General features: G+C 69.8%; 19 protein-coding genes. 15 read left to right on the top strand and 4 right to left on the bottom strand.

Annotated elements, in window-relative coordinates; genetic code table 11:
- The first annotated feature begins 66 nt into the window (after positions 1-66).
- The 11 genes from DFJ66_RS29875 (at position 67) to DFJ66_RS29925 (ending at position 9,877) form a co-directional block, all read left to right on the top strand.
- Complete coding sequence (locus DFJ66_RS29875; protein WP_121226008.1) at positions 67-717, top strand: L-threonylcarbamoyladenylate synthase; 651 nt, start codon at positions 67-69, stop codon at positions 715-717.
- A gap of 71 nt (positions 718-788) precedes the next feature.
- Complete coding sequence (locus tag DFJ66_RS29880) at positions 789-1,943, top strand: glycosyltransferase family 4 protein (protein ID WP_121226010.1); 1,155 nt, start codon at positions 789-791, stop codon at positions 1,941-1,943.
- 151 nt (positions 1,944-2,094) lie between these two features.
- Positions 2,095-2,544, top strand: a complete 450-nt coding sequence (locus DFJ66_RS29885; RefSeq protein ID WP_121226012.1) for a Cg1360 family ATP-synthase-associated protein — start codon at positions 2,095-2,097, stop codon at positions 2,542-2,544.
- Positions 2,545-2,695: 151 nt separating this feature from the next.
- Positions 2,696-3,475 carry a F0F1 ATP synthase subunit A gene (atpB, locus tag DFJ66_RS29890; protein WP_121226014.1) on the top strand — a complete coding sequence of 260 codons (780 nt, stop codon included), beginning with the start codon at positions 2,696-2,698 and terminating at the stop codon, positions 3,473-3,475.
- 76 nt (positions 3,476-3,551) lie between these two features.
- Positions 3,552-3,797, top strand: a complete 246-nt coding sequence (locus tag DFJ66_RS29895; protein WP_121231937.1) for an ATP synthase subunit c family protein — start codon at positions 3,552-3,554, stop codon at positions 3,795-3,797.
- 31 nt (positions 3,798-3,828) lie between these two features.
- Entirely contained in the window at positions 3,829-4,380 is a 552-nt protein-coding gene (locus DFJ66_RS29900; RefSeq protein ID WP_121226016.1) for a F0F1 ATP synthase subunit B, read from the top strand.
- Between the two features lie 10 nt (positions 4,381-4,390).
- Positions 4,391-5,218, top strand: a complete 828-nt coding sequence (locus DFJ66_RS29905; RefSeq protein ID WP_121226018.1) for a F0F1 ATP synthase subunit delta — start codon at positions 4,391-4,393, stop codon at positions 5,216-5,218.
- Positions 5,219-5,280: 62 nt separating this feature from the next.
- Positions 5,281-6,927, top strand: coding sequence for a F0F1 ATP synthase subunit alpha (atpA, locus tag DFJ66_RS29910; RefSeq protein WP_121226020.1), 1,647 nt, complete (start codon positions 5,281-5,283; stop codon positions 6,925-6,927).
- Between the two features lie 7 nt (positions 6,928-6,934).
- Entirely contained in the window at positions 6,935-7,843 is a 909-nt protein-coding gene (locus tag DFJ66_RS29915; RefSeq protein WP_121226022.1) for a F0F1 ATP synthase subunit gamma, read from the top strand.
- Positions 7,836-9,272 (top strand): F0F1 ATP synthase subunit beta, encoded by a 1,437-nt coding sequence (gene atpD, locus DFJ66_RS29920; RefSeq protein WP_211351378.1) that lies wholly within the window; start codon positions 7,836-7,838, stop codon positions 9,270-9,272. Before DFJ66_RS29915 ends, atpD begins: the two co-directional genes overlap by 8 nt.
- A gap of 119 nt (positions 9,273-9,391) precedes the next feature.
- Positions 9,392-9,877: a YcxB family protein gene (locus DFJ66_RS29925; protein ID WP_121226027.1), complete on the top strand. Its 486-nt coding sequence runs from the start codon at positions 9,392-9,394 to the stop codon at positions 9,875-9,877.
- Here the strand turns inward: DFJ66_RS29925 and DFJ66_RS29930 are convergent.
- Complete coding sequence (locus DFJ66_RS29930; RefSeq protein WP_170199739.1) at positions 9,874-10,620, bottom strand: IclR family transcriptional regulator; 747 nt, start codon at positions 10,618-10,620, stop codon at positions 9,874-9,876. The genes DFJ66_RS29925 and DFJ66_RS29930 overlap by 4 nt on opposite strands.
- 193 nt (positions 10,621-10,813) lie before the next feature.
- Here DFJ66_RS29930 and DFJ66_RS29935 point away from each other — a divergent pair, with 193 nt between their 5' ends.
- Both DFJ66_RS29935 and DFJ66_RS29940 read left to right on the top strand, forming a co-directional pair.
- Positions 10,814-11,179: a F0F1 ATP synthase subunit epsilon gene (locus DFJ66_RS29935; protein WP_121231939.1), complete on the top strand. Its 366-nt coding sequence runs from the start codon at positions 10,814-10,816 to the stop codon at positions 11,177-11,179.
- A 22-nt stretch (positions 11,180-11,201) separates the two neighbouring features.
- Complete coding sequence (locus DFJ66_RS29940) at positions 11,202-11,636, top strand: DUF2550 domain-containing protein (RefSeq protein ID WP_121226032.1); 435 nt, start codon at positions 11,202-11,204, stop codon at positions 11,634-11,636.
- A 686-nt stretch (positions 11,637-12,322) separates the two neighbouring features.
- Here DFJ66_RS29940 and DFJ66_RS29945 read toward each other — a convergent pair.
- Positions 12,323-12,895, bottom strand: a complete 573-nt coding sequence (locus DFJ66_RS29945) for a cob(I)yrinic acid a,c-diamide adenosyltransferase (protein WP_121231941.1) — start codon at positions 12,893-12,895, stop codon at positions 12,323-12,325.
- A gap of 91 nt (positions 12,896-12,986) precedes the next feature.
- On the opposite strand from DFJ66_RS29945, the gene murA reads away from it, so the two are divergent.
- Entirely contained in the window at positions 12,987-14,246 is a 1,260-nt protein-coding gene (murA, locus tag DFJ66_RS29950; RefSeq protein ID WP_121226034.1) for a UDP-N-acetylglucosamine 1-carboxyvinyltransferase, read from the top strand.
- Here murA and DFJ66_RS29955 read toward each other — a convergent pair.
- Positions 14,236-15,294, bottom strand: a complete 1,059-nt coding sequence (locus DFJ66_RS29955) for a sulfite oxidase (protein WP_121226036.1) — start codon at positions 15,292-15,294, stop codon at positions 14,236-14,238. The genes murA and DFJ66_RS29955 overlap by 11 nt on opposite strands.
- Positions 15,291-15,596, bottom strand: coding sequence for a hypothetical protein (locus DFJ66_RS29960; RefSeq protein WP_121226038.1), 306 nt, complete (start codon positions 15,594-15,596; stop codon positions 15,291-15,293). The genes DFJ66_RS29955 and DFJ66_RS29960 overlap by 4 nt, the downstream gene beginning before the upstream one ends.
- Positions 15,597-15,687: 91 nt before the next feature.
- Between DFJ66_RS29960 and DFJ66_RS29965 the strand changes: the two genes are divergently transcribed.
- Positions 15,688-17,679 carry a protein meaA gene (locus DFJ66_RS29965; RefSeq protein WP_121226040.1) on the top strand — a complete coding sequence of 664 codons (1,992 nt, stop codon included), beginning with the start codon at positions 15,688-15,690 and terminating at the stop codon, positions 17,677-17,679.

The raw sequence follows: 17,679 nt of genomic DNA on the forward strand, positions 1-17,679 counted from the left end.
GTCCCCACCGGTGCACGTGCCTCGGTCTGTGCGTGATGTCGGAGCGTGTTGTGCCAGGATCACCACGTGAGCACGCTCTACGACTGCGCCGTCCAGTCGGACCGCTCCGCCGGACTCGCCGCCGCCGCCGGTGCGGTGCGGTCCGGGCGGCTGGTGGTGTTGCCGACCGACACCCTCTACGGGATCGGGTGCGACGCCTTCGACGCCAAGGCCGTCCGGTACCTGCTGGAGGCCAAGGGACGTGGGCCGGACATGCCCGTGCCCGTTCTCGTCGGGTCCTGGACGACCATCGACGGGCTGGTGCTGTCCGTGCCGCGGCAGGCCCGCGCGCTCGTCGAGGCGTTCTGGCCGGGTGGGCTCAGCCTGGTGCTCCAGCACGCGCCCTCGCTGTCGTGGGACCTCGGGCAGACGCGGGGCACCGTCATGCTCCGGATGCCGCTGCACCCGGTCGCCCTGGAACTGCTGCGCGACGTCGGCCCGATGGCCGTGTCCAGCGCGAACAAGTCCGGGTTCCCGGCGGCCACGACGGCGCAGGAGGCGTGGGACCAGCTCGGCGAGGACGTCGGCGTCTACCTCGACGGCGGGCCGTGCGAGGACACCACCCCCTCCACGATCGTCGACCTCACCGGGCCCGACCCGGTCGTGCTGCGCGAAGGGGCCGTCCCGGTCGCCGACGTGCGCGAGGTGCTCGGTGTCGAAGTCGAGGTCGCCCGCTAGTGGATCTTCCCGATCGGAGTAGCGTGGGCACCCTCCCCACCGTGTCCGCATCCCCGAGGGGCTAGCACCACGTGCCCGACGCCTCGAACGTCCTCCCCGCGCGGGAGTACCTGCTCGTCGCGCTGACCTCCGCAGTCGTGACCTTCCTGCTCGTCGGCCTGGTCCGCAAGCTGGCCTTCCGCATCGGCGCGGTGGCCTACCCGCGGCAGCGCGACGTGCACGTCAAGCCCATGCCCCGGATGGGTGGGCTCGCCATGTACGGCGGCGTGCTCGGCGGCATGCTGCTGGCCCACCAGCTGCCCGTGCTGCGCGCCGCGTTCGACTTCTCCGACGACCCGTGGGCGGTCATCGTCGGCGGTGGCGTGATCGTCCTGGTCGGCGTGCTGGACGACCGGTTCGAGCTGGACTCCCTGACGAAACTCGCCGGCCAGGTCACCTCCGCGGGCATCCTGGTGCTGTTCGGGTTGCAGTGGCTGCTGTTCTGGGTGCCGTGGGGCGACGACGGCGCGGGCACCGGCTCGCTGCTCGTCCTCGACCAGAACCAGGGCGCGCTGCTCACCGTCCTGCTCGCGGTGACCATGGTCAACGCGATGAACTTCGTCGACGGCCTGGACGGCCTGGCCGCCGGCATCGGCCTCATCGCCGCCGCCGCGACCTGCACGTTCAGCATCGGCGTGCTGGCCCGCAACGGCGGCGACGTCGGCTCCTACCCGCCCGCCCTGATCGCCGCGACCCTGGCCGGCGCGTGCCTGGGCTTCCTGCCGCACAACTTCAACCCGGCCCGCATCTTCATGGGCGACTCGGGCTCGATGCTCATCGGCCTGATGCTCGCCGCCGCCACGACCAGCGCGTCGGGCAAGCTGAACTACTCGTCCACGGTCGTGACGAAGGACCTCCTCGGCCTCCTCTCACCGCTGGTGGTCGTCGCGGCCGTGCTGTTCGTGCCGATGCTGGACCTGCTGATGGCGGTCGTTCGCCGGACGCGACGCGGTGAGAGCCCGTTCTCGGCGGACAAGATGCACCTGCACCACAGGCTGCTGGAGATCGGCCACTCGCAGCGCCGGGCGGTGTTGTTGATCTACTTGTGGGCGGGCGTCCTGGCGTTCGGCGCGGTGGCGCTGACCCTGTTCGACGTGGCCGTGGTGATGTGGTGCCTGGCCATCGGCCTGCTGGTCGCGCTGCTGATCTCCGCGATCCCCCGCCTGCGCGAACTCAAGCGCACCTGACGAACCGGTGAACACCCCGGACTCAACCGGTGAAGCGGCAACCCCCTCGACCGCCCGGACATAGCGAAGTCAGCGCTTCCCGACCCCCACCGGTCGGGTGATCCGAGCACGCCACATACACTCGTTCCCGACCAGTGGGAAGGGGTGACACATGAGCCAGGAGTGGACTCACGAGAAGGTCGTCCAGAAGCTGGCCGGGGAGATGTTCCGCGGCGCGATCTGGGCTGCTCTCGCGACCGTCGCGCTCGGTGCGGTCGTCTGGACCCTCGTGGCCGGTGTGCCCGGGCTGGTCTCGGCGCTCATCGGCGGCGCGCTCGCGATCGCGTGTTCACTGCTCACGCTGTGGCTCATGCACCGCACCGCCCACCTGCCGGTGCAGTTCATCATGCTGGCCGCGTTCGGCGGCTTCCTCGGGAAGCTGATCATGCTGGTCGCGGTGATGGTCCTGCTGCGCAAGGTGCCGGCGCTGCACGACAACCTCCACCAGAACGCCCTCGCGCTGACGATGGCCGCGACGATCGTCGTGGCGACCTTCCTGGAGGTCCGCGCTTCCAAGCGCAGTCGCAGTCAGGTGATCATCCCCACCCCCGGCAACCCCTGAGCTACCGGCTGGTACGGTGCGCGCAGACGGGACGCCCAGGCTGGTAGGGGTGCCCCTCAAGGGCGCGTGCGGTGCATACGGTACGTTTGTCCCGATCGTGACGATTCCCCCGGCGGAGTGAACGCCGGCCGGGAGAACCGGAAGGAACACAGTGACCACGATGGTGCTGGCCTCGGGTGACGAGTTCGTCGCACCCGGTGTGAAGGACTTCTTCCCCCCGGCGATCTTCGGCTCGGTCGACAAGCCCATGGTGCTGTTGGTCCTGTCGATCCTCATCATCGGGGCGTTCTTCATCGCCGCGACCCGCAACATGAAGCTCGTCCCGGGCAAGTTCCAGTTCCTCGCCGAGTCGGCCTACGACATCGGCCGGAACTCGATCGCGCGCGAGCAGATCGGCGGCAAGGACTTCAAGCCGTTCGTCCCGCTGATCCTCACCGTCTTCACCTTCGTCCTGGTGAACAACCTGTTCGGGCTCATCCCGTTCATCCAGTTCCCGACGATGGCGCACATCGGCTTCCCGCTCGCCGTCTCGGTCCTGGTCATCTACCCGGTGTACCACTACGTGGGGTTCAAGCGCCACGGTTTCGTCGGCTACCTGAAGCACGCCACCATGCCGCCTGGCGCGCCCTGGTTCGTGCTCATCCTGCTGATCCCGATCGAGTTCTTCCAGAAGTTCGTCCTGAACCCGCTCACGCTCGCCATCCGAGTCTTCGCGGCGATGTTCGCGGGTCACCTGCTGCTGCTGGTCTTCACCCTCGCCGGTGAGTTCCTGCTGCTCAACGGCGGCATCACGGTCGTGGTGGCCCCGATCGCCTTCTTCTTCGCCATCGCGCTGACGTTCCTGGAAGCGCTGATCATGGTCCTTCAGGCCTACATCTTCGCCCTGCTGAGCGCCAACTACATCGGCGCCGCGCTGGCGGAAGAGCACTGAAAAACACTCAAGCCTCCGATCCGCGAAGCCTTTCGCGGACCGAGTTGGAAAGGGAACAGCACAAGTGAGCGCATCCATCGTTCTTGCTCAGGAAGCCGCCTCCGGTGTGACCAACGCGGGTCTCGCCGCGATCGGCTACGGCCTCGCGGCCATCGGCCCGGGCATCGGCGTGGGTCTGATCTTCTCCTCGGTCATCAGCGGCACCGCCCGCCAGCCCGAGGCCCGCGGCGTGCTGCTGAGCCTCGCCTGGACGACCTTCGCCATCGTCGAGGTCCTCGCACTGCTCGGCTTCGTCGTGTACTTCCTCGCGTCGGCCGCCTGAGCACCCGTTCATCGCATAAGAAAGGTTTGTGATGAAAACCCTCATCGTGGCGGCGGCGGAGGGAGAGTCGATCAACCCGGTTCTCCCGCACACCGCCGAGATCATCGTCGGCCTGATCGCGTTCCTGCTGCTCTTCTTCATCATCAAGAAGTTCGTCTCGCCGAAGTTCGAGGCGTTGTACGCGGAACGTGCCGCCAAGATCGAGGGCGGGATCGAGAAGGCCGAGCAGGCGCAGGCCGAGGCCCAGCGCACGCTTGAGCAGTACAAGGCGCAGCTCGCCGAGGCGCGGGCGGAAGCCGCCCGCATCCGGGACGACGCCCGCATCGAGGGCGAGCAGATCATCAGCGAGCTGCGCGCCAAGGCGCAGGAGGAGTCCGCCCGGATCGTCGCGGCGGGCCAGACCCAGCTGGAGACCCAGCGGGCGCAGATCGTCGCGGAGCTGCGCGGCGAGCTGGGCCGCCTGGCCGTCGACCTGGCCGACCGGGTCGTGGGCGAGTCGCTGGAGGACGAGGTGCGCCGCCGGGGCACCGTCGACCGGTTCCTCGACGAGCTGGACAACACCTCGGCTCCGGCCGTCAAGTGAGGGAACGCCGATGACGCTGCACGCCGCCAGCCGTGACGCGCTGGCCGCCGCCGAACTGCGGTTGCTGGAGCTGGTCGACGGCGCGAAGGACAGCGCCGCGCTCGGCGAGCTGGGCGAGGAGCTGTTCGCGGTCGTCGGCCTGCTGTCCGGGCAGCCCGCGCTGCGCCGGGCCCTGGCCGACGCCTCGACCGAGCCCGCCGGCCGGGAGGGCCTGCTCCGGGGCCTGCTGGCCGGCAAGGTGTCCGACGACGCGCTCCAGGTGCTGGTCACGGTCGTCACCTCGCGCTGGTCCAGCCCGCGTGAGCTGGTCGACGGCGTCGAGTCGCTGGCCCGCACCACGCTGCTGGTGCGGGCCGAGCGGGACGGCCGGCTCGACACGGTCGAGGACGAGCTGTTCCGGCTCGGCCGCATCATCGCGGGCAACCACGACCTGGAGCTGGCGCTGACCGACCCGGCGGGCGACCCCGCGGGCAAGGTCGCGCTGGTGGACAGCCTCGTGGCGGGCAAGGTGGACGAGACCACCAAGACCCTGGTCGACCAGCTGGTCCGCGAACCGCGCGGGCTGAGCATCGTCGGCGGTCTGGCGGACCTGGCGGCCCTCGCGGCCAAGCGCCGGGAACGCTCCGTCGCCTACGTCCGTTCCGCCGTCGAGCTGGACGCGGCGCAGCAGGACCGCCTCGAGGCCACGCTGACCCGGATCTACTCGCGGCCCATCGCGCTGCACGTGGAGGTCGACCCCACGCTGCGCGGCGGTCTGCTGATCAAGATCGGCGACGAGATCATCGACGGAAGCGTGGCGGGTCGGCTCGCGGCTCTGCGCCGCGACCTCGCGAGCTGACCGAACACCGGAACCGCGGCCCACAAGCCCCTTTCCTTTAACGAAGTGAGAGCAGGAACGACATGGCGGAGCTGACGATCTCGTCGGACGAGATCCGCAGTGCGATCGAGAAGTACGTCTCGACCTACTCCCCGGAAGTCAGCCGGGAAGAGGTCGGCGTCGTCGCGGAGACCTACGACGGCATCGCCATCGTCGAGGGTCTGCCCGGCACCATGACCAACGAGCTGCTGGAGTTCCCCGGCGGCGTGCTCGGTGTCGCCCTGAACCTGGACGTGCGCGAGATCGGCGCCGTCATCCTGGGTGACTTCGACAAGATCGAAGAGGGGCAGGAGGTCAAGCGGACCGGCCAGGTGCTCTCCGTGCCGGTCGGCGACGGCTTCCTCGGCCGCGTGGTCAACCCCCTCGGCCAGCCCATCGACGGCCTCGGCGACATCGTCGCCGACGACACCCGCGCCCTGGAGCTGCAGGCCGCGACGGTGCTCCAGCGCCAGCCCGTCGGCGAGCCGATGCAGACCGGCATCAAGGCCATCGACTCGATGACCCCGATCGGCCGCGGCCAGCGCCAGCTGATCATCGGCGACCGCAAGACCGGCAAGACCGCGGTCTGCATCGACACGATCATCAACCAGAAGAAGGCCTGGGAGTCGGGCGACCCGAAGCAGCAGGTCCGCTGCGTCTACGTCGCCATCGGCCAGAAGGGCTCCACCATCGCGGGCGTCAAGGCCGCGCTGGAGGAGGCCGGCGCGCTGGAGTACACCACGATCGTGGCGGCCCCCGCGTCCGACTCGGCCGGCTTCAAGTGGCTCGCCCCCTACACCGGCTCGGCCATCGGCCAGCACTGGATGTACCAGGGCAAGCACGTCCTGATCATCTTCGACGACCTGACCAAGCAGGCCGAGGCGTACCGCGCCATCTCGCTGCTGCTGCGCCGCCCGCCGGGCCGCGAGGCCTACCCGGGTGACGTCTTCTACTTGCACTCGCGCCTGCTCGAGCGCTGCGCGAAGCTGTCCGACGACATGGGCGGCGGCTCGATGACCGGTCTGCCGATCATCGAGACCAAGGCCAACGACGTGTCGGCGTACATCCCGACGAACGTCATCTCGATCACCGATGGCCAGTGCTTCCTGGAGTCGGACCTGTTCAACGCCGGTGTCCGCCCGGCCGTCAACGTGGGTATCTCGGTCTCCCGCGTCGGTGGCGCCGCGCAGATCAAGGCGATGAAGACGGTCTCCGGCTCGCTGCGCCTGGACCTGTCGCAGTTCCGCGAGCTGGAGGCGTTCTCCGCCTTCGCCTCCGACCTGGACGCGGCCTCCCGCGCCCAGCTGGAGCGCGGCGCGCGCCTGGTCGAGCTGCTCAAGCAGGGCCAGTACTCGCCGGTGCCGGTCGAGGAGCAGGTCGTGTCCATCTACCTGGGCACCAAGGGCCACCTCGACTCCGTCCCGGTGGGCGACGTCCGCCGCTTCGAGGCCGAGTTCCTGGAGCACGTCCGCCGCAACCACGACGTGATCCTCTCCAGCATCCGCGAGTCCAAGACGTTGTCGGACGACACCGAAAAGGGCATCGTGGACGCTGTCAACGCGTTCAAGCAGCAGTTCACCGCCTCGAACGGCGCCCCGGTGGTCAACGAGGCCCCGGCCGAGGCGATGGACGCCGACAAGGTCGGGCACGAGTCGGTCAAGGTGAACCGACCCGCTCCGACCGAGAAGTGACGTAGGCATGGCGGCACAGATTCGAGAGCTGCGCCAGCGGATCCGCACGGTCAACTCGACCAAGAAGATCACCAAGGCGTACGAGCTGATCGCGACCTCGCGCCTGGCGAAGGCCCAGGCGCGGGTGGCGGCGTCGCGCCCGTACGCCGAGGAGATCACCAGCGTGCTGTCGGCGCTGGCCACGGCGTCGGCCAACCTCGACCACCCGCTGCTGACCGAGCGCAAGGCCCCGAAGCGGGCCGGCGTCCTGGTCGTGACCAGCGACAAGGGCATGTGCGGCGGCTACAACGCCAACGTGCTCAAGGCGGCCGAAGAGCTGTTCGCGCTGCTGCGGGCCGAGGGCAAGGAGCCGGTGCTCTACGTCATCGGCCGCAAGGGCGTGGGCTACTACCGGTTCCGCCGCCGGGAGATCGTCGACGAGTGGACGGGGTTCTCGCAGCTCCCGCACTACGTCAACGCCTCCGAGGCGGGCGACGAGCTGGTGAAGGCCTTCGTCGCGGGCAGTGACGAACCCGGTGGCGTGGACGAGCTGCACGTCGTCTACACCGAGTTCAAGTCGATGCTCAGCCAGCAGCCGGTCGCCAAGCGCATCGCGCCGATGGAGGTCGAGTACGACCCCACGCCCGCGAAGCTGCAGTCGGTGTACTCGTTCGAGCCGAACGCGGAGACGCTGCTCGGCGCGCTGCTCCCCAAGTACGTGAAGACCCGGCTGTTCTCGGCACTGCTCGACGCGGCGGCGTCCGAGTCGGCGGCCCGGCGGACCGCGATGAAGGCGGCGACGGACAACGCCACCGAGCTGGTGCGCAACCTGAGCCGCCAGGCCAACGCGGCCCGCCAGGCCCAGATCACCCAGGAGATCAGCGAGATCGTCGGTGGCGCCTCCGCGCTTACCGGTGGCGCAGGAAGTGATGAGTGACATGAGTGCTACTGCCACCACCACCCGCACCGGCCGTGTGGTCCGGGTGATTGGCGCCGTCGTCGACGTGGAGTTCCCGCGCGACGCGGTCCCCGAGCTGTTCAACGCCCTCCACGTGGAGATCACGTACGAGGCCGTCGCCAAGACGCTGACCCTGGAGGTCGCCCAGCACCTGGGTGACAACCTGGTCCGCACCATCTCGATGCAGCCGACCGACGGCCTGGTCCGCGGCGCGACCGTGACCGACACCGGCAGCGCCATCAAGGTGCCCGTGGGTGACGTCGTCAAGGGCCACGTGTTCAACGCGCTGGGCGACTGCCTCGACTCGCCGGGCCTCGGCCGCGACGGCGAGCAGTGGGAGATCCACCGCAAGGCCCCGTCGTTCGACCAGCTCGAGGGCAAGACCGAGATCCTGGAGACGGGCATCAAGGTCATCGACCTGCTGACCCCGTACGTCAAGGGCGGCAAGATCGGCCTGTTCGGCGGCGCGGGCGTGGGCAAGACGGTGCTCATCCAGGAGATGATCACCCGCATCGCCCGCGAGTTCTCCGGCACGTCGGTGTTCGCCGGCGTCGGCGAGCGCACCCGTGAGGGCACCGACCTCCTCCTGGAGATGGAGGAGATGGAGGTCCTCGGGGACACCGCGCTGGTGTTCGGTCAGATGGACGAGCCGCCGGGCACGCGCATGCGCGTCGCCCTGTCGGCGCTGACCATGGCCGAGTACTTCCGGGACGTCCAGAACCAGGACGTGCTGCTGTTCATCGACAACATCTTCCGGTTCACCCAGGCCGGTTCCGAGGTGTCGACCCTGCTGGGCCGCATGCCTTCGGCCGTGGGTTACCAGCCGACGCTGGCCGACGAGATGGGTGAGCTGCAGGAGCGCATCACCTCGACCCGGGGCAAGTCGATCACCTCGCTGCAGGCCATCTACGTGCCCGCGGACGACTACACCGACCCCGCCCCGGCGACCACGTTCGCCCACCTGGACGCGACGACGGAGCTCTCCCGTCCGATCTCCCAGAAGGGCATCTACCCGGCGGTGGACCCGCTGTCGTCCTCGTCCCGGATCCTCGAGCCGTCGATCGTCGGCGAGGAGCACTACCGGGTCGCGCAGGAGGTCAAGCGGATCCTGCAGAAGTACAAGGAACTGCAGGACATCATCGCCATCCTCGGCATGGACGAGCTGTCCGAGGAGGACAAGGTCCTCGTCGGCCGCGCCCGTCGCCTGGAGCGCTTCCTGGGCCAGAACTTCTTCGTCGCGGAGAAGTTCACCTCCCAGCCGGGCTCCTTCGTGCCGATCAAGGAGACGGTCGAGGCGTTCGACCGCGTCTGCAAGGGCGAGTTCGACCACTACCCGGAGCAGGCGTTCTTCTCCTGCGGCGGTCTGAACGACGTCGAGGAGAACGCGAAGAAGCTGGCCGGCAAGTAAGTCCGTCGGCTGATGTTCGTCGGAAGGCCCGTCCCCGGTGGGGCGGGCCTTTTCCGTTGTGCGGGCGGCTTTCGTCGAGCCGGCCCAGCCGGTGCGCGAGCGTCGCTAGGCTGCCGGCCATGACCTCGTACGTCCACGTGCCCTACGACGAGACGCTGCTGCGCCGGACGATCGAGTACATGCTCCGGCCGCACCTGAAGCGGCTCCGGCCGGCCGGGCTGGCGATGGCGGGCGGTGCCGTGATCATGGCGGTGACGGGTGTGTGGCCGCTGTACCTGTGGGCGCCGGTGATCGTGCTGGGGCTGTTCTTCACGTTCGCGATGAAGCCGTACCTGATCGGCAACTCGGTCAAGCAGCAGTGGGCCGGGATCAAGGCGGACTTCCGGTTGGACGCGGACGAGGAGTGGGTGTCGTTCTCCTACCCGGCCTTCCAGACGCGCATCCGGTGGGAGGCCATGGAGAAGGTCGTGGAGACGCCCGAGGCGTGGCTGCTGGTCCTGGGCAGGATCCAGGCGACGGCCGTGCCCAAGAGCGCGATGACGCCCGAGCAGCTGGCCGAGTTCACCGCCCTGCTGGCCCGTCGCCGCCCTCCCGTGCCCGCTTAGGAGCGCCACCCCATCGCGCGGGAGATCGCGCGGCCACAGGCCCGTACGGCCGGGAGAACGGTGTCGGTGGCGGTCTCCACCGGCACCACGACCGAGACCGCGGCGACCACCTCGCCGGACGACCCGCGCACGGGAGCCGCGACCGAGTGCGTGATGGGCTCGATCTGGCGGTCGGAGATGGCGTAGCCGTCACGGCGGACGGTGGCCAGTGCCGTGCGCAGGGCCTTGGGTGTGGCGATGGTGCGGGACGTGAAGCGCTTCAAAGGCGCCGCCAACGCTTCCTCTTGGACGTCGTGCGGCGCGAACGCCAGCAGGACGAGTCCCACGCCCGTGGCGTGCAGGGGCATGCGCGACCCCATGCGGGTCAGGATGCTGACGGCGTCCACAGCGGACAGGCGCTCGACGTAGACGACCTCCAGGCCGTCACGCACCGCGAGCTGCACGTTGTGCCGGGTCACCTCGACCAGGTCCTCCAGGTACGGCAACGCCCGCTCCCGCAGGTCCAGCGCGCCGGGGGACAGGGCACCCAGCTCGTAGAGCCGCAACCCGATCCAGAAGCGGCCGTCGCGGTCGCGCTCCAGCGCCCGGTGCGCGAGCAGTTCCCGCACCAGCCGGTGGGTCGTGCTCAGCGGCAGGCCGGAGTGGCGGCTCAGCTCGGACAGCGTCGCCGAGGGCCGGTCGGCGGTGAACACGGACAGCAGCGCGAACGCCCGGCCGAGCAGCGAGACGGGGACCGACGACACGGTTCCAGTCTTCCACTCACCGGAAAACCCGCGCGGCCGCGGCGCTCGGCGCAATCACCGCGACCGCCGTCGGGGTGACCCCCAGGCGGGTGGTACCACACGCAGCGCGGCGCTCGGGGTGGCTGGGGCGGCGGGTCGTTCGGGCGACCGTTTAGACTGCACACGACTCCAGTGCCAGACAAGGGAGATGCGCGTGGCCGAGATGACCGTCCAGTTGGTCGCCGTGGAACGCCGCCTGTGGTCCGGGACGGCCACCTCGGTGGTCGCGCAGACGACCGAGGGCGAGATCGGCATCCTGCCCGGCCACGAGCCCGTCCTGGGCCAGCTGGTCGAGGGTGGCGTGGTCCGGATCCGCACCGTCGAGAACGAGCTGGTCACCGCGGCCGTGCACGGCGGGTTCCTCTCCGTCACCGGTGACGGCGTGAGCATCCTCGCCGAGGCCGCCGAACTCGCCCACGAGATCGACGTGGAGGAGGCCCGATCGGCGCTCGGGAACGCGGACGACGTGGAGCGGGCCAGGGCACTCGCGCGGCTGCGCGCCGCGGGCCACTCGGCCTGACGCGGACGAGCGGACAAGCGCCGTGGGGATCGCCGAAGTCGTCGGGGTGGTCCTGTTCGTCGCGGTGGTGGTCCTCGCGTACCTCGCGTGGCGCCGCATCCGCCTGCTGCGCGCCGGTGGCGTGCACGTGGCCCTGAGAACCCGCTTGGACGCGGGCGGCCGGGGCTGGCACCTGGGCGTGGGGCACTACCGGGGCGACGAGTTCGTGTGGTCGCGCGCACTGAGCCTGCGCACCGGCCCGGACCGCGTGATCTACCGGGACGGCTTCGAGATCGACGACCGACGGGAACCGACCGCGTCCGAGGCATACGCCATGCCCCAGGGCGCGGTCGTGCTGCGTTGCAGCGGGACGAAGGGCGAGGCGGTCGAAATCGCCATGGGCCCGGACGCACTGACCGGCTTCCTGTCCTGGCTCGAATCCGCCCCACCCGGCCGCTCCATCCCCTGGGCTTCCTGATCCGCCCCGTTCCGCCCCACTGAGTGGCAGTCCGCCCACCGAGCGGCAGTCCGCCTTGCCGAGTGGCAGTCCTCCGGAGAGGACACAACCCAACCTGGGCTTCTTGCTTTTGTCATCTCCGTATGGCCTGCCCGAAGGGCTACCGCATTTTCCAGGGGTTGCAGCCGAAAGTTTTGCGAGGAACGAGCAAAAGTTTTAGCGGCAACCCCTGGAAAATGTGGTAGGCTCTGCCAGGCCATACGGAGATGACAAAAGCAAGAAGCCCCCGCCGTTGCAGTTGAGTCATCTTTGGTGGCCTGCCCGCCGGCGAGGCGCTTTTAATCTTTGAGCCGGAACGCTTCGCTCTCAAGCCGAACGCGCTTCGCGCTGGTACGCGCGAAGCGCTCGAAGGATCAAAAGATCAAAAGCGGCGCTCGCCGCGCGGCAGGCCGCCAGCGGGGGGTGAAGGGCGTCGGTTCCCCCACCGCATGGCCTGGCGGAGCCAACCACACTTTCGGCCGGGTGCCGCTAAATTTTTTGCTCGTCCCTCACAAAAAATTCGGCTGCACCCGACCGAAAGCGTGGTAGCCCTTCGGGCAGGCCATACGGCGGGGGAACCGAGGCCCTCCACCTGTGGTTGAGACCACTACGCAAAAGCACGCGCTGCGCGCGCCGAAAAGCACGTGCGGCAGCCTGGGGGGTTTGGGTCAGGCGTTGCCGCCTGGCTGCCAGAGGACGTCACCGTCGGGATTGGCGACCCGGGCCAGGATGAACAGCAGGTCGCTCAGCCGGTTCAGGTACTTGGCCGCCAGGACGTTCGTCGTCTCCGGCTCGGCCTCGATCAGTGCCCACGTCGAGCGTTCTGCCCGGCGCGCGATCGTGCGTGCCTGGTGCAGCAGTGCCGCGCCGGGGGTGCCGCCGTTGAGGATGAACGACTCCAGCTTGCCGACCCGGCTGTTGTACTCGTCACACCACGCCTCCAGGCGGTCCACATAGGGCTGCGTGATGCGCAACGGCGGGTACTTCGGGTCCTCGACGATCGGGGTGCACAGGTCCGCGCCCACGTCGAACAGGTCGTTCTGGACCTTCCGCACGACACCCGCGACGTCCTCCGCCAGCGCGCCCAGGGCCAGGGCCACGCCCAAGGCCGCGTTGGTCTCGTCGCAGTCCGCGTACGCCGTGATCCGGGGCGAGGTCTTGGGGACTCGGCTGAAGTCGCCCAGGCCCGTCGTGCCGTCGTCGCCCACGCGGGTGTAGATCCTGGTGAGGTGAACCGCCATGTCCTGCACTGTAAGGGGCTCCGGGCACTGGCTTGATTCAGTGCATCCGTACGATTGCGGCGCAACCACAACCGGATGAGGAGTTTCCTTGGTGAGCGAACACTTCCGGGTCCAGGGCGGTGCGCGGCTGGTCGGCGAGGTCGACGTCGTCGGTGCCAAGAACAGCGTGTTGAAGCTGATGGCGGCGGCCCTGCTGGCCGAGGGCACGACCACCATCACCAACTGCCCCGAGATCCTGGACGTGCCGCTGATGGCCGACGTCCTGCGCAGCCTGGGCTGCGAGGTCACGCTCGCCGGCGACGTCGCCACGATCACCACGCCCAAGGAGCTCAACCACCGGGCCGACTCCGAGGCGATGGGCAAGCTGCGGGCCTCCGTGTGCGTGCTGGGGCCGCTGGTCGGCCGCTGCAAGCGCGCGGTGGTGGCGCTGCCCGGCGGGGACGCGATCGGGTCCCGGCCCTTGGACATGCACCAGAGCGGTCTGCGCAAGCTCGGTGCGCACAGCGAGATCGAGCACGGGTGCGTGGTCGCCGAGGCCGAGGGGCTGCACGGCGCGCAGATCTGGCTGGACTTCCCCAGTGTCGGCGCGACCGAGAACATCCTGATGGCGGCGGTGCTGGCGAACGGCACGACGGTCATCGACAACGCGGCGCGCGAGCCGGAGATCGTCGACATCTGCGTGATGCTCCAGCAGATGGGCGCGAAGATCGAGGGCGCGGGCACGTCCACGCTGACCGTGCACGGGGTGGAGTCGCTCCAGCCGACCGAGCACCGGGTCATCGGCGACCGGATCGTGGGCGCCACCTGGGCGTTCGCGGCCGCGATGACGCGGGGTGACATCACCGTGCGCGGCGTGAACCCGCACCACCTGGACCTGGTGCTGGAGAAACTGCGCATGGCGGGCGCGGAGGTCACCACCTTCGACTCGGACGGCTTCCGCGTGGTGCAGAACGACCGGCCGCAGTCGGTGGACTTCGTGACGCTGCCCTACCCGGGCTTCGCGACCGACCTCCAGCCGTTCGCGATCGCGCTGTCCAGCGTGTCCGAGGGCACGTCCATGATCACCGAGAACCTGTTCGAGGCGCGGTTCCGGTTCATCGAGGAGATGGTGCGGCTCGGGGCCGACGCGCGCACTGATGGGCACCACGCGGTCGTGCGGGGCGTCGAGAAGCTGTCCAGCGCCCCGGTGTGGGCGTCGGACATCCGCGCGGGCGCGGGGCTGGTGCTGGCCGGGCTGTGCGCGGACGGCGTGACCGAGGTGTACGAGATCTTCCACATCGAGCGCGGCTACCCGGGCTTCGTGGAGAACCTGCGCAAGCTCGGCGCGACCGTGGAGCGGGTCACGGCCTGACGGTCACCGGCACGCGCTGGGCCATGTTGTTGGCCATGCCCTGCCGGTTCCACGGCTGGTCCACGGGCTGGGTGCGGCCCTCGGCGTCGGTGGCCCGCACGCTCAGCTCGTGGTCGCCGGGGGTCGCGTCCCACACGTGCTCGAAGCGCCGCCACGCGTGGGGGTCGGTGGGCGGGTCGAGCTTCGCCTCCTGCCACCCGCCGTCCACGCCGACCTCGACGTGGGCGATCGGCGCGAACCCGCACCACGCGCGGCCGTGCAGCAGGACCGGGCCGGCCCGGACGAACCGGCGGCGGGTCATGAAGTCGGGGAAGCCGGGCGGGGCGAGCAGGGCCTTGGGCAGGATCCGGGTCACCGGCACGCCGTCCTCGTCGGCCTCCTGCTTGATCCGGTACGCCACCGCCTGCTGGAAGCCCTCGAACCGGTGGTCCTGGGCGGTGACCGAGCACAGCCACTTAACGTGGGCCATGCCGTACCAGCCGGGCACGACCAGCCGCAGCGGGTAACCGTGCTGGGGCGGCAGCGGGCGGCCGTTCATCGCGTACACCAGCAGCACGTCCTCGCGCAGCGCCTCCGCCACCGGCAGCGCCCGCTGGTAGTCCTGCTCGACGCCCCGGTCCACGCCGTGGTCGGCACCGGTGAACACGACGTCCACCGCGTCCGGTGGCAGGTCGGCCAGCAGCGGGGCCAACGGGGTCCCGGTCCACTCCGCGCACCCGACGGCCTCGTCCAGCCACGGCTGGCTCACCGGGCGCGGGTGGAGCTTGGCGCGGCCGTTGCCGGCGCACTCCAGCGTCACGCGGGCGGTCACGGCGGGCAGCGCGCGCAGATCGTCCAGGGAGTAGCGCCGGCCCAGGACGTCCAGCCGCCACGCGTCCGCGTCGACGTGGGGGATGTCGTAGTGGATCAGCAGGTAGTGCAGGCCCTCCGGGGTCACGTCGTAGCGCAGCGCCTCCAGGGGCAGCCCGTGGTTGCGGGCGGCGAGCCGCAGCTCGTCCAGGGAGATGTCCTCCTCGGCACCGGCGACGCGGGACAGGCCGATCGTCATGGCGACCCCTTCAGCAGGAGCTTCGCGTCGGGCACGTCGGCGGGGAAGACCAGCAGGCGGTGCCCGGCGCCCCGGAGCACCACGGTGACCCTGATCCCGGCGTCCCGCAACCGCTTGGCCAGCACGTCCGCCGCCTCCGCGGTCGGCAGCACGGCCACCTCCACCAGGAGCCCGAAGTCGTCGCCGGTGAGGTCGGGCACCCCGCGGCGGTCGTTGCCGAACGCCCACCGCAGCACCAAGGCGAGTCCCACGAACACCACGAGCAGCAGCAGGGTCTGGGTGAGCGCGGTCACGGCACCCATGGTCCTCCGGGCTCGATTCAGTGGGCAACGCCACGCGCGGCGTGTGTTACCCGTCAGTACGCTACGGAGAACAACGTCGTAGGAGGCAGCCGTGCCGTATCCGGCCGACCGTGAGCGCGACCGCCCCTGGGTGATGCGGACTTACGCGGGGCACTCCAGCGCGACCGCGTCCAACGCGCTCTACCGCCGCAACCTGGCCAAGGGGCAGACCGGTCTGTCCGTGGCGTTCGACCTGCCCACCCAGACCGGGTACGACCCCGACGACGAGCTCGCCAAGGGCGAGGTCGGCAAGGTCGGCGTCCCGATCAGCCACATCGGCGACATGCGGGCGCTGTTCGACCAGATCCCGCTGGGCGAGGCGAACACCTCGATGACCATCAACGCGACCGCCATGTGGCTGCTCGCGCTGTACGTCAGCGTCGCCGAGGAGCAGGGCGCGGACCGCGCGGCCCTGGCCGGCACGACGCAGAACGACATCATCAAGGAGTACCTGTCCCGCGGCACGTACGTGTTCCCGCCCGGTCCCAGCCTGCGGCTGATCACCGACATGGTGGCCTGGACCGTCGCGAACGTGCCGAAGTGGAACCCGATCAACATCTGCTCGTACCACCTGCAGGAGGTCGGCGCGACGCCGGCGCAGGAGATCGCGTACTCGATGTCCACCGCGATCGCCGTGCTGGACTCGGTGTTCGACTCCGGCCAGGTGCCCGAGGAGCGGCGCGGCGAGGTCGTCGCGCGCATCTCGTTCTTCGTGAACGCCGGTGTGCGGTTCATCGAGGAGATGGCGAAGATGCGGGCGTTCGTCCAGCTGTGGGACGAGATCACCCGCGACCGGTACGGCATCGAGAACCCCAAGCACCGCCGGTTCCGCTACGGCGTGCAGGTCAACTCGTTGGGCCTGACCGAGGCGCAGCCGGAGAACAACGTCCAGCGGATCGTGCTGGAGATGCTCGCGGTGACCCTGTCCCGCGACGCCCGCGCCCGCGCGATCCAGCTGCCCGCGTGGAACGAGGCCCTCGGCCTGCCGCGGCCGTGGGACCAGCAGTGGGCGCTGCGCATGCAGCAGGTGCTGGCCTACGAGACGGATCTGTTGGAGTACGAGGACATCTTCGCCGGGTCGCACGTCATCGAGGCCAAGGTGGCGGAGATCGTGGCCGGCGCGCGCGAGGAGATCGACCGCGTGCAGGCGATGGGCGGCGCGGTGGCGGCCGTCGAGTCCGGGTACATGAAGTCGCAGCTGGTGTCGTCGCTGGCCGAACGGCGGCGGCGGATCGAGGCCGGCGAGGACGTCGTGGTGGGCGTGAACAAGTTCGCCACCACCGAGCCGTCGCCGTTGCAGGCCGAGGGCGCGCAGGCGATCGAGACCATCGACCCGATCGTGGAGCAGCACGCCGTCGAGGCCATCAAGGCGTGGCGGGCTTCCCGGGACAACGCCGCTGTCGAGTCCACTTTGGACGCTCTGCGGGCGGCTGCGAAGACCGACCAGAACCTGGTCGAGGCCACCATCGCGTGCGCCAAGGCCGGTGTGACGACCGGGGAGTGGGCGTCGGCGTTGCGCGAGACGTTCGGCGAATACCGCGCCCCCACCGGCGTTTCGGCCGCTTCGGCGTCCGGCGAGGCCGGTGCGGAGATCGCCCGCGTCCGCGAGCGTGTGCGGGCGACCGGTGAGGAGCTGGGCGAGCGCCTGCGCATCCTGGTCGGCAAGCCGGGCCTCGACGGCCATTCCAACGGCGCCGAGCAGGTGGCCGTGCGGGCGCGGGACGTCGGTTTCGAGGTGGTCTACCAGGGCATCCGCCTGACCCCGGCGCAGATCGTGGCGGCGGCCGTGCAGGAGGACGTGCACGTGGTCGGCCTGTCCATCCTGTCCGGCTCGCACCTGGAGGTCGTGCCCGCGGTGGTCGACGGCCTGCGCGCGGCCGGCGCGGGTGACGTGCCGGTCATCGTGGGTGGCATCGTGCCCCCGGACGACGCGGCGAAGCTGATCGACCGCGGCATCGCCCGGGTGTTCACGCCCAAGGACTACGAGCTGACCCAGATCATGGACGAGATCGTCTCGGTGGTCCGCCAGGCCCGCGGCCTGTAG

The organism is Saccharothrix variisporea, assembly GCF_003634995.1.
In the GTDB taxonomy this organism is placed as follows: Bacteria; Actinomycetota; Actinomycetes; order Mycobacteriales; family Pseudonocardiaceae; genus Actinosynnema; species Actinosynnema variisporeum.